We start from the raw sequence: 12490 nt of genomic DNA on the forward strand, positions 1-12490 counted from the left end.
ACGGCGGGCGACATGGTCGGTTTTTTCATGACGCAACGATACGGACAAATAACAGAGGAGTGATCGATGATTTATAACGCACCGGTCAAGGACATTCGCTTTGTACTCAACGAACTGGCCGACTTGTCGGCAATCTGCGCCCTGCCGGGCAATGAAGATTGCTCGGTTGAGCTGGTTGACGCCATTCTGGAAGAGGGCGCCAAGTTCGCCGAGGGTGTTCTGGCCCCGATCAACAAGCAAGGTGACAAGGGCGCCAAGTGGAACGACGGTGAAGTGACCGCGGCCCCGGGGTTCAAGGAAGCATGGCAGCAATATGTTGAGGCTGGCTGGGTAGGTTTGCGTGCCCCGGCTGATTTTGGTGGTCAAGGCATGCTTAGCGCTGGTGGCTCTGGCCGCTGAAGAAATGTGGTGTTCGGCCAACCTGGCGTTTTCGCTGGCCCCGATGCTGACCTTGGGCGCGATTGAAGCGATCAACCATCACGCATCGGACGAACTGAAGGCCATTTATCTGCCGCGCATGTCCACCGGCGAGTGGACCGGTACCATGAACCTGACCGAACCGCAGGCCGGTTCCGATCTGGCTCAGGTACGCAGCAAGGCGATTCCGCAAGACGATGGTACCTATCTGGTGTCGGGTCAGAAGATTTTCATTACCGGGGTGAGCACGACATGGCGGACAACATTGTCCACCTGGTGCTGGCCCGCCTGCCGGATGCGCCAGCTGGCGTGAAGGGTATTTCGCTGTTTATCGTGCCGAAGTTCCCTGGTGAATGCCGATGGTTCGCTGGGTAGGCGCAATGACGTACGCTGCGTATCGCTGGAACACAAGCTGGGTATCCATGGCAGCCCGACTGCGGTGATGAGCTTTGGCGATAACGGTGGTGCTGTCGGCTATCTGGTTGGCCAGCCCAACAAGGGTCTGAACTACATGTTCACCATGATGAACCATGCTCGTCTGGGCGTGGGCGTCGAAGGGATGGCTGTTTCCGAGCGCGCCTACCAAAAGGCCGTGGAATATGCACGCGAACGCGTGCAGTGCCGTGCCATCGGCTCGGCTGATCCGGCTGGAGTGGCCATCATCAAGCACCCGGACGTTCGTCGCATGCTGATGACTATGAAGTCGCAAGTGGAAGCGCAGCGCGCCCCGGCTTGCTACGCCGCTGCCGCGCTGGATCGCGCGGCTCGCCATCCGGTGCCGGAAGAGGCTGCACGTAACCAGGCGTTGCTCAACTTCCTGATTCCGATCGTCAAGGGCTGGAACACCGAACAGGCCAATGAAATTACTAGCCCTGGCGGTACAGGTGCATGGCGGTATGGGCTTCATCGAAGAAACCGGTGTGGCTCAGTACTATCGTGATGCCCGCATCACGGCCATCTACGAAGGTACGACCGGTATTCAGGCGATGGATCTGGTGGGGCGTAAAACGGCCAGCGAACATGGCGTGACCGCACGCACCTTGTTGGCCGAAGTGCATGCTACGGCAGCCAAACTGGCCGAAGCGGGTTATGCCAGCATCGCCGCCAATCTGGATGCGGCTGCCAAGGAAGCAGAACGTTGTGTAGCCTTCATTCTGGAAACCTTCGGTAGCCAGCCGCAACTGGCTGCTGCCGGTTCCGTGCCGTTCCTCAAGCTGATGGGGATTGTGCTGGGTGGCTGGCAACTGGGTCGTGCCGCCTTGATCGCCAAGGCCAAGTTGGCCGAAGACGACGCTGATGCCGACTTCCTCAACGCCAAGATCGTGACCGCGCGCTTCTTTGCCGAACACCTACTGCCGCAAGTGGCTGGTTTGGCGACTGCCATCGTGGCAGGTGCTGACAGCGTGCTGGAATTGGGCGACGACCAGTTCTGATACTAGCCTGAAGGTGACGCATGCAATGGCCGGGCCGGGTGCCCGGCCATTTTTTATGGTGATAAGGTTGGCCGAAAACGATCGGTAGTGTCTATTGATAGTTGGTGTGCGTGTGTCGGCGGCGTATCATGACAATGACAGATGATGGAGTGCGCCATGGCGTACAACAGTCGTCCGTTCAATATCTTAGCCGCAGATTGCCCAAAAAACGGGCAATGTCTATTGTGTGATAAGGGCAAAAACGGTATTATAAAAAGGTTTATCCAACGGGACATGCGCAACAGGCGCGGTGTCCCGTTATTCACATAAAAGCTGCGAAAAACAGAGCAAACGTAACAGGAGCCAGCCAGTGTCAACCGTACCAGCGATTCTTGTCTTGGCTGACGGTACCCTCTTCCGGGGCAGTGCCATCGGTGCATCCGGCCATACGGTCGGCGAGGTGGTATTCAATACCGCCATCACCGGTTATCAGGAGATCCTTACCGATCCTTCCTACACCAAGCAAATCGTCACCCTGACTTATCCTCATATTGGTAATGTCGGCGCGAATTCCGAGGATACCGAATCCCGCGCCGTTTTTGCGTCCGGTCTGATCATCCGTGATCTGCCGCTGCTGCACAGTAACTTCCGTGCCGAAGTGTCCTTGCCGGATTACCTCAAGCAAAACAATGTCGTGGCCATTGCCGACATCGATACCCGTCGCCTGACCCGTATCCTGCGTGAAAAGGGCGCTCAACCTGGCTGCATCATGGCTGGCGAGATAGACGAAGCCCGCGCGCTGGAGTTGGCCAAAGGATTTGGCAGCATGGCCGGTCAGGATCTGGCCAAGGTCGTGACCTGCCAGCAATCGTACCCATGGAACGAGCGCGAATGGAAACTGGGTGCCGGGTATGGCACGCAGACCGACAGCCGTTTCCATGTGGTGGCCTACGACTTCGGCGTTAAGCACAACATCCTGCGCATGTTGGCCGAACGTGGCTGCAAGCTGACTGTAGTACCGGCCACCACGCTTACCAAGGATGTACTGGCGCTCAATCCGGACGGTGTGTTCCTGTCCAATGGCCCCGGTGACCCGGAGCCGTGCGACTACGCCATTACCGCCATCCGTGAGATTCTGGAAACCCGCCTGCCGGTGTTTGGCATCTGTCTTGGCCATCAACTGCTTGGTCTGGCCACCGGTGGCAAGACCAGCAAGATGAAGTTTGGCCACCACGGTGCCAACCATCCGGTGCAGGATCTGGACTCCGGCCGCGTGATGATCACCAGCCAGAACCACGGCTTCCGGTGGATGAAACCAGCCTGCTTACCAATGTCCGCGTGACCCACCGTTCGCTGTTTGACCAGACGGTACAAGGGATTGCCCTGACCGACCGTCCGGCATTCTCGTTCCGGGGGCACCCGGAAGCAAGCCCGGGGCCGCACGATGTGGCGTACCTGTTTGACCGCTTCATCGCCCTCATGAGCGAGCGCAAACCGTCCTGACCTTAAAGTAAGCACGGAGATCATCATGCTAGGCATTACCGACCTGACCACGTACCTTATCGGCACCATCATCATCGTGTTGCTGCCGGGACCCAACTCCATGTACGTGTTGTCAGTGGCGGCGCAGCGCGGGATACGCGCCGGGTTTGTACGGGCGCCTGCGGGGTGTTTACCGGTGACTTTATCTTGATGACGCTGGCAGCCTCTGGTGCGGCCGGTATGCTCAAGGCCAACCCGGCTCTGTTTGGTGTGGTCAAGTATGCCGGTGGTGCCTATCTGACGTGGCTGGGCATCCAGATGTTGCGCGGCGCCCGGAAGAGCTGGCGCCGTCGCGCCGAGCCGATATCGGAACCGGCGCGTCAGGTGGATGATCGGCTTACCGTTCGTCAAAGCCTTGGCGATCAGCCTGATGAACCCGAAAGCCATCTTGTTCTTCGTGTCTTTCTTTGTGCAATTCGTCGATCCGGGTTACCCCTACCCGGCGTTGACCTTTATCGCCCTGGGCGGCCTGCTGCAACTGTGCAGCGCCTTGTATCTGGCCACGATCATCATGGCCGGAGCCAAGTTGGCCGAAGCGTTCCGCCGTCGACGCAAACTGTCTGCCACCATGAGTGGTGGCGTTGGTGCGCTGTTCCCGGGTTTTGGGGCGAAGCTGGCTGCGGCCAGCCTGAACTGAATACTGAAAATTGACTGAGCGATAACGATGCCGAAACGTACCGACCTACAGAGCATTCTCATTATCGGCGCTTAAGCCCCATCGTCATTGGGCAGGCGTGCGAATTTGACTACTCCGGCGCGCAAGCCTGCAAGGCGCTGCGGGAAGAGGGGTTCAAAGTCATTCTGGTGAACTCCAACCCAGCCACCATCATGACCGACCCGAACATGGCCGATGTTACCTACATCGAGCCGATCAACTGGCAGGTGCTGGAAAAAATCATCGCCAAGGAACGTCCGGATGCGATCCTGCCGACCATGGGCGGCCAGACCGCGCTGAACTGCGCCCGGATCTGGGCAAACATGGCGTACTGGAAAAATATCAGGTTGAGCTGATTGGCGCGACGGAAGACGCCATCGACAAAGCCGAAGACCGTGGCCGCTTCAAGGAAGCCATGGCCAAGATTGGCCTGTCCTGCCCGCTGTCGTTTGTCTGCCATACCATGGAAGCCGCGCTGGATGCACAAGCCAAAGTAGGCTTCCCGACCCTCATCCGTCCGTCGTTCACCATGGGCGGCTCCGGCGGTGGTATCGCTTACAACAAGGAAGAATTCCGGCGATCTGCGAACGCGGCTTTGAAGCCTCGCCGACCCACGAATTGCTGATCGAACAATCGGTACTCGGCTGGAAAGAGTACGAAATGGAAGTGGTGCGTGATCGTAACGATAACTGCATCATCATCTGCTCGATCGAAAACTTCGACCCGATGGGCGTGCATACCGGCGACTCCATCACCGTTGCGCTTGCGCGCAGACGCTGACCGACAAGGAATACCAGATCATGCGTAACGCCAGCCTGGCGGTACTGCGTGAAATCGGCGTCGACACCGGTGGTTCCAACGTGCAGTTTGCCGTTAATCCGGCCAACGGCGAGATGATCGTAATCGAAATGAACCCGCGCGTGTCGCGCTCGTCGGCGCTGGCGTCCAAGGCCACCGGCTTCCCGATCGCCAAGATCGCCGCCAAGCTGGCCGTAGGTTACACGCTGGACGAATTGAAGAACGACATCACCGGCGGTGCAACCCCAGCTTCGTTCGAACCGTCCATTGACTATGTTGTCACCAAGATTCCACGTTTCGCCTTCGAGAAATTCCCGCAGGCCGATGACCGCCTGACGACCCAGATGAAGTCGGTGGGTGAGGTGATGGCGATTGGCCGGACCCTGCAGGAATCGATGCAAAAAGCCCTGCGTGGTCTGGAAACCGGTTTGTCTGGTCTGGATTCGCGTTCTAGCGTGGAAGAAACCATTCGCCACGAAATGAGCTCGCCGGGGCCGGAACGTATCCTGTATGTGGCCGATGCCTTCCGTATCGGCATGTCGCTGGAAGAAATCCATGCCGTCTGCAAGATCGACCCGTGGTTCCCTGGCTCAACTCGAAGATCTGATCGCCGAAGAAAAGGCGCTGTCGACTCGCAAGCTGGAAAGCCTGAGCTTCGACGAACTGCGTCGCCTGAAGCGCAAGGGTTTCTCTGATCGCCGTCTGGGCGAACTGACCGGTACCGATCAGGCTGCCGTGCGTGCCCGTCGCTGGGCGCTGAGTCTGCATCCGGTATACAAGCGTGTTGATACTTGCGCGGCCGAATTTGCCACTTCGACCGCCTACATGTACTCGTCGTATGAAGAAGAGTGCGAATCCCGTCCGTCCGACCGCAAGAAGGTCATGGTGCTGGGTGGTGGCCCGAACCGTATCGGTCAGGGTATCGAGTTTGACTACTGCTGTGTGCATGCCGCTCTGAGCCTGCGTGAATCCGGTTTCGAGACCATCATGGTCAACTGTAACCCGGAAACCGTATCGACCGATTACGACACCTCCGATCGTCTGTACTTCGAGCCGCTGACGCTGGAAGACGTGCTGGAAATCTGCCGGGTGGAAAAACCGTTTGGCGTGATCGTCCAGTACGGTGGCCAGACCCCGCTGAAACTGGCGCGCGCGCTGGAAGCCAACGGGGTGCCTATTATCGGCACCAGCCCGGACATGATCGATGCCGCGGAAGACCGCGAGCGTTTCCAGAAACTGCTCAATAGTCTGGGTCTGAAACAGCCGCCGAACCGCACCGCGCGTGCGCCGTACTGAGGCCATGAAGTTGGCCGAAGAAATCGGTTATCCGCTAGTGGTGCGCCCGTCCTATGTGCTGGGTGGCCGTGCGATGGAAATCGTGCATGAACCGGCCGATCTGGAACGCTACATGCGTGAAGCAGTGAAGGTCTCCAACGACAGCCCGGTGCTGCTGGATCACTTCCTGAACAACGCTATTGAGGTGGATGTTGATTGCGTGTCCGACGGCGAAACCGTGGTGATTGGCGGCATCATGCAGCACGTGGAACAAGCCGGTGTGCATTCCGGTGACTCCGCCTGCTCGTTGCCACCTTACAGCCTGCTTAGCCGCCATTCAGGACGAAATCCGTCGTCAGACGATTGCCATGGCGCGCGCGCTGAACGTGGTTGGCCTGATGAACGTGCAGTTTGCCGTACAGGGCGAAACCATTTTCGTGCTGGAAGTGAACCCGCGTGCCTCGCGTACCGTGCCGTTCGTGTCCAAAGTGACCAGCGCACCGCTGGCCAAGATTGCCGCACGGGCGATGGCTGGTATTTCGCTGAAAGAGCAAGGTTTTATCAGCGAAGTGATCCCGCCGTACTTTGCCGTCAAGGAAGCCGTGTTCCCGTTCATCAAGTTCCCGGGCGTGGATACCATTCTGGGGCCGGAAATGAAGTCGACCGGTGAAGTGATGGGCGTGGGCCTGAGTTTTGCCGAGGCATTCGTCAAGAGCGAGCTGGCTGCCGGTGACCGCCTGCCCAAGTCGGGCAAGGTGTTCCTGTCGGTGCGTCAGTCCGACAAGGATGGCGCGGTGGAAGTGGCACGCGAACTGGCGCGTCTGGGCTTTGGTTTGTGCGCCACACGCGGCACCGCCAAGACGCTGGCTGCCGCCGGTATCGAGGTGCAGGAAGTCAACAAGGTGACCGAAGGCCGTCCGCATATCGTCGATATGGTCAAGAACGGTGAGGTCGCTTTGGTGATCAATACCGTGGACGAAAAACGTCAGGCCATTCAGGATAGCCACTCCATCCGTCGCTCGGCCTTGCAGATGCGTGTGCCGCAGTACACCACGCTGGCCGGTGCCCGTGCCGTATGCATCGGTATGGCCAATGTCGAAGAGTTTGGTGTGTACAGCATTCAGGAGCTGCACGCGTCGATCAAGCACTAAGCTAAGTTGTTGATGGGTAAATCGTCTTCGGCCAACCTTTGAACCGCAGGCGATTTACCGTTACAATCTTCGCATTGACCCGCAACATCCAAGCCGCCGTCCCGTACGGCGGCTTGTGCTTTTGATATGGCGGGGGTCCCGCCAGTGGAGAATTCTCGAATGAACAAAGTACCGTTGACCGTGCGTGGCGCGGAGCTGCTCAAGGATGAGCTGCAACGCCTGAAAAGCGTGGAACGTCCGGCGGTGATCGAGGCCATTGCCGAAGCCCGCTCGCATGGTGATTTGTCGGAAAACGCCGAGTACGATGCCGCCAAAGAACGGCAGGGGTTTGTCGAAGGCCGCATCGCCGAACTGGAAGGCAAGCTGTCCAACGCCTTGATCGTCAACCCGGCAGAGCTGCACGCGGAAGGCCGCGTGGTGTTTGGCACCACGGTGGACCTGATGGATCTGGAAACCGAAGACGAAGTGACCTACCAGATCGTGGGAGATGATGAAGCCGATATCAAGCAGGGCAAAGTGTCGGTGAATTCGCCGATCGCCCGTGCCCTGATCGGTAAGGAAGAGGGCGATGTCGCCGAGGTCATGGCACCCGGCGGGATTCGCGAATATGAAGTGCTGAACGTCAAATATATCTGACAAGCCAGATGACGTGCGGGCCGCACGTTTTTTTCGGATGGAAGAGGTGATTCGTGGACGGACTCAGATCCATCGCTAAGACATTCTGGATTGGCGGCATGTGGGTGATCGGCCTGATCGTGACCCCGGCGCTGTTTTCCAATCTGGACAAGGTGACCGCTGGCATGGTGGTAAGCTTAAGCTGTTTGCCGCCATTGCCCGGGTCGGACTGGTGTGTGGCGTGATTCTGTTGATTGGCGAGGTGATGCGTCATGGCGTGCGTGGCATGAAAGAAGCTTCTGGCTCATCGTTGCCATGTTGATCTGCACCATCATCAACCATTTTGCCGTGTCACCGATTATTGCCAACCTCAAGCTGCAGATGAATCATGCCGCCGAGGGGCTGTTTGGTGGTGGTTTTGCCACCGGCATGCCATTTCCAGCCTGATTTATCTGGTACAAAGCCTGATGGGGCTGGCTTACATTCTGAAGGGCGAGCGTTAGTTAAACAGCCAATAAAAAAGCGGTGGAGATTCCACCGCTTTTGCTGTCACCGCTCAGGGCTGGGCTTTGAGCGCTGTCTTGCTCTTGGGCAGCTCGATGCGCTGTTTGTCGCTCGGGCGCCATAGCACCAGTTGTTTGCCGATATGCTGAACCGGCGCGGCGCCCAGATCGTCGCAGATTTTTTCAAACAGTGCGACGCGTGCGTCACGGTCATCGCCCAGTACGCGGATCTTGATCAATTCGTGGGCATCAAGATTGATGGCGATTTCACGCATGACCGATTCGGTCAGGCCGTTGTTGCCGATCATGACGACCGGATTGAGCGTGTGTGCCGAGCCTTTGAGATACTGGCGCTGGAAAGTCTGAAGTTCGATTTTCATGGACGGGCTGATTTCAAATCAAAACGGGATTTTACTCGAGTTTGCTCCGTTCCCCAATGTTTTGCCATAAATCAGTCAGAAAACAACAAGATAGGACTGTGTCGCTGGCGTGGTCGCTATCGTGAAGGATAGGCAGGATTACACTCTCTCATGGCTAGAAGCAAAAGCAGCAACGCGTGGATGCAGGAGCATGTGCATGACCATTATGTGCACATGGCGCAAAAAGATGGGTATCGTGCACGGGCGGCCTACAAGCTGCTGGAAATCAATGAGAAAGACAAATTGATTCGCCCCGGCACGGTCTTGGCCGATTTGGGTTCAGCCCCGTGCAGCTGGTCACAAGTGGCGGCGCGTATCGTGGGTGACAAGGGCAAGGTTTTTGCTCTGGATATTTTGCCCATGCCTCCTATTGCCGATGTCTCCTTTATTCAGGGCGATTTTCGCGAACAGGAAGTGCTGGATGAATTTGTCACCTTGTTGGGCGGGCGTCAGCTGGACCTTGTAATTTCCGACATGGCCCCCAATATCTCCGGCATGAGCGCCATCGACCAGGCCAGAAGTTTTTTGCTGTGCGAGCTGGCGCTGGAGTTTGCCCGGGATCACCTCAAGGTTGGCGGCAGTTTTCTCGTCAAGGTGTTTCAGGGCAGTGATTTTCAGCCGTACTTGCAAGCCATGCGTGAACTTTTCTCCGAAGTGGTTACCCGAAAGCCCAAAGCCTCGCGTGATCGCTCCAGCGAAATTTATCTGCTCGGTAAAGGGCGACGCTGACATAACCCCGGTCGGGGGTTACAATCGAAACTGGTAAAACAGGCAACCGGAAAGTCAGGGCACAGAGGAGTCCGCTCTAGTGAACAATATCGGCAAAAACATCGCCATCTGGGTCATCATCGGTTTGGTACTGATGACGGTATTCAACCAGTTCAACAAACGTCAGGATACCCAGAATCAAGTCGAGTATTCGCAATTCATCAGCGATGTCGAGTCGGGCAAAGTCCAGTCTCTGACTATCGAAGGTCACCCGTTGCGCGGGCAATGGCTGAAGGGCAAGCGAGCCGATGGCTCGACCTTCTCCACCTATGCACCGTATGACCCGCAGCTGGTGGATGATCTGATCAAGAACAATGTGCGCTTCTCCGCCAAGCCGGAAGAAGAGCCGTCCATGCTGATGAATATCTTCGTCAGCTGGTTCCCGATGCTGCTGCTGATCGGTGTCTGGGTATTCTTCATGCGCCAGATGCAAGGCGGTGGCAAGGGTGGAGCGTTCTCGTTCGGCAAGAGCAAGGCACGCATGCTCGATCAGGAAACCAACTCCATCACTTTTGCCGACGTGGCAGGCTGCGACGAAGCCAAGGAAGAAGTGAAGGAAATCGTCGATTACCTGCGTGATCCTTCTCGTTATCAAAGCTTGGGCGGTCGTATTCCGCGAGGCATTTTGCTGTGCGGCTCGCCGGGTACGGGTAAAACCTTGCTGGCCAAGGCGATTGCCGGTGAGGCCAAGGTACCGTTCTTCAGCATTTCCGGTTCCGACTTTGTGGAAATGTTTGTCGGCGTGGGGGCGGCGCGTGTTCGTGACATGTTTGAACAAGCCAAGAAGAACTCGCCTTGCATCATCTTCATTGATGAAATCGATGCGGTGGGTCGCCAACGTGGCGCTGGCTTGGGCGGCGGTAATGACGAACGCGAGCAGACCTTGAACCAGTTGCTGGTGGAAATGGATGGTTTTGATACCAACACCACCGTCATCGTGATTGCTGCTACCAACCGTCCGGACGTACTTGATCCGGCGTTGCAACGCCCGAGCCGTTTCGACCGCCGGTCGTGGTGCCGCTGCCGGATATCCGTGGTCGCGAACAGATCCTGACCGTGCACATGCGCAAGGTACCGATTGCGGCCGATGTCGAGCCTTCGGTTATCGCCCGTGGTACGCCGGGGTTCTCTGGTGCTGATCTCGCTAACCTGGTTAACGAAGCTGCCTTGTTTGCCGCGCGCCGTAATAAGCGCTTGGTGGACATGGAGGATTTCGAGTCGGCTAAAGACAAGATCATGATGGGCGCGGAGCGCAAGTCGATGGTCATGTCCGAGGAAGAAAAGAAAAACACGGCTTATCACGAGTCTGGCCATGCAGTAGTGGCCAAGCTGTTGCCGAAGTCTGATCCGGTACACAAGGTCACCATTATTCCGCGCGGCCGCGCCTTGGGCTTGACCATGCAATTGCCGGAACAGGATCGCTTTGCTTACGACCGTGGTTATCTGCTGGATCGCATTACCATTCTGTTTGGTGGGCGTATCGCGGAAGAGTTGTTCATGAACCAGATGACAACCGGTGCCTCGAATGACTTCGAGCGCGCCACGCAGATGGCCCGCGACATGGTTACCCGTTACGGCATGTCGGACAAGCTGGGGCCGATGGTGTATGGCGAGAACGAGGGCGAAGTGTTCCCTGGGCCGCTCCATCACCACGCACAAGAACCTGTCCGAAGCCACCATGCAGCAGGTGGATACCGAAATCCGCCGCATCATCGACGAGCAATACGCACTGGCCCGTCAGCTGCTGGAAGATAACCGTGACAAGGTAGAGGCGATGACCGCGGCGCTGCTGGAATGGGAAACCATTGATGCCGAGCAGATCAACGATATCATGGATGGCCGTCCGCCGCGTCCGCCGAAGCCGGGTAGCAGTTTCCCGGCCAAACCGGATGACAAGCCGACCGGCCCGGCCCCGGAGCCGAGCATCGAGCCGATTCCGGCTGCCTGATAGCAACCACAACATGACAGGGTGACAGCGCAGGCTGTCACCCTGTTTTTTTGTTGGCATGGTGGTGACCGCTGCTGTTTCAACTTTCAAGAATGCTGAGTGTATGAGTACTTTTATCTGTGGGCGTTTTACCCTCGATCTTTCCCGTCCGCTGGTGATGGGTATCCTGAACGTCACGCCGGATTCATTCTCGGACGGCGGCCGTTTTAACCGGCTGGATGCTGCCGTGGCACGTGCTGAAACTATGTTGGCCGAAGGGGCCGCTATTTTGGATATCGGTGGTGAATCGACGCGTCCGAATGCCCCGGCAGTCAGCCCGCAGGAAGAGATCGATCGCGTGTTGCCGGTGCTGGAACGCCTAGTGGCATTGAACGTGCCGTTGTCGTTGGATACTCGTCGTGCGGCGGTAATGAAAGCTGCGCTGGACCCGGGGTGGTTGATCTGATTAACGACGTATCGGCACTGGAAGACGATGGTGCATTGCCGCTGGCGGTGGCGTCGCAGGCCGGTATTTGCCTGATGCACAAGCAGGGTAATCCGGACACCATGCAGCAAAAGCCGGTTTATCAGGATGTGGTGGCGGAAGTGGGCGATTATCTGGCGCGACGCGTGGCATTGTGTCTGGAACAGGGTATTGCCCGCGAGCGTTTGTTGGGCGATCCGGGCTTTGGGTTTGGCAAGACGCTGGAACACAACCTGGCCTTGCTGGCGCGCTTGCCCGAGGTGGAGCAGCGCTGTGGCGTACCACAGCTGGTGGGGATGTCGCGTAAATCGATGCTGGGGGCGATCACCGGCGAGCCGACGCCGGTTGAACGACTGGGCGCCAGCGTGGCGGCGGCGCTGGAAGCCGGGCGGCGTGGTGCCAAGGTGATTCGGGTACATGATGTCAAGGCTACCCATCAGGCGTTACAGGTGCTGGAGGCGGTAAGGTTGGCCGAAACACAGGCCTGATGTTTTCGTCATGAGTATTGGCCTTTGGGCTAGTGC

Annotated in this window: 7 protein-coding genes and 6 pseudogenes; 12 read left to right on the forward strand and 1 reads right to left on the reverse strand. The window is 57.6% G+C overall.

Annotated features, from left to right (window positions below; all coding sequences use genetic code 11):
• The first annotated feature begins 66 nt into the window (after positions 1-66).
• From GKE73_RS23530 to GKE73_RS23545, 9 genes and pseudogenes are all read left to right on the forward strand, one after another.
• Positions 67-1850, forward strand: a pseudogene (locus GKE73_RS23530) (acyl-CoA dehydrogenase).
• Between the two features lie 349 nt (positions 1851-2199).
• Positions 2200-3332: pseudogene (gene carA, locus GKE73_RS12750) on the forward strand (glutamine-hydrolyzing carbamoyl-phosphate synthase small subunit).
• A gap of 25 nt (positions 3333-3357) precedes the next feature.
• A complete protein-coding gene (locus GKE73_RS12755) occupies positions 3358-3522 on the forward strand; it encodes a LysE family translocator (protein WP_230370296.1) in 165 nt (54 codons plus the stop codon).
• A pseudogene (locus GKE73_RS23535) lies at positions 3498-3596 on the forward strand (leucine efflux protein LeuE); the annotation flags it as partial. The gene GKE73_RS12755 and the pseudogene GKE73_RS23535, both read left to right, overlap by 25 nt.
• A gap of 103 nt (positions 3597-3699) precedes the next feature.
• Positions 3700-4008, forward strand: a complete 309-nt coding sequence (locus GKE73_RS23540; protein ID WP_280954922.1) for a LysE family transporter — start codon at positions 3700-3702, stop codon at positions 4006-4008.
• A gap of 27 nt (positions 4009-4035) precedes the next feature.
• A pseudogene (gene carB / locus GKE73_RS12765) lies at positions 4036-7250 on the forward strand (carbamoyl-phosphate synthase large subunit).
• Between the two features lie 159 nt (positions 7251-7409).
• Entirely contained in the window at positions 7410-7886 is a 477-nt protein-coding gene (greA, locus tag GKE73_RS12770) for a transcription elongation factor GreA (protein ID WP_230370297.1), read from the forward strand.
• Between the two features lie 53 nt (positions 7887-7939).
• The gene (locus GKE73_RS12775; protein WP_230370298.1) at positions 7940-8110 is read left to right on the forward strand and encodes a DUF4149 domain-containing protein; all 171 of its coding nucleotides are present in this window, start codon (positions 7940-7942) and stop codon (positions 8108-8110) included.
• Between the two features lie 70 nt (positions 8111-8180).
• Positions 8181-8312: a hypothetical protein gene (locus GKE73_RS23545; protein ID WP_280954923.1), complete on the forward strand. Its 132-nt coding sequence runs from the start codon at positions 8181-8183 to the stop codon at positions 8310-8312.
• 109 nt (positions 8313-8421) lie between these two features.
• Here GKE73_RS23545 and yhbY read toward each other — a convergent pair whose 3' ends face one another.
• Positions 8422-8748 carry a ribosome assembly RNA-binding protein YhbY gene (yhbY, locus tag GKE73_RS12780; protein WP_245393846.1) on the reverse strand — a complete coding sequence of 109 codons (327 nt, stop codon included), beginning with the start codon at positions 8746-8748 and terminating at the stop codon, positions 8422-8424.
• Positions 8749-8898: 150 nt separating this feature from the next.
• Between yhbY and GKE73_RS12785 the strand changes: the two genes are divergently transcribed.
• From GKE73_RS12785 to folP, 3 genes and pseudogenes are all read left to right on the forward strand, one after another.
• Positions 8899-9516: an RlmE family RNA methyltransferase gene (locus GKE73_RS12785; protein ID WP_230370299.1), complete on the forward strand. Its 618-nt coding sequence runs from the start codon at positions 8899-8901 to the stop codon at positions 9514-9516.
• Positions 9517-9595: 79 nt separating this feature from the next.
• A pseudogene (gene ftsH / locus GKE73_RS23550) lies at positions 9596-11503 on the forward strand (ATP-dependent zinc metalloprotease FtsH).
• A gap of 103 nt (positions 11504-11606) precedes the next feature.
• Positions 11607-12454: pseudogene (folP, locus tag GKE73_RS12800) on the forward strand (dihydropteroate synthase).
• The last annotated feature ends 36 nt before the right edge of the window (positions 12455-12490 follow it).

It is taken from the genome of Paludibacterium denitrificans, from assembly GCF_009707705.1.
Lineage (GTDB): Bacteria > Pseudomonadota > Gammaproteobacteria > Burkholderiales > Chromobacteriaceae > Paludibacterium_A > Paludibacterium_A denitrificans.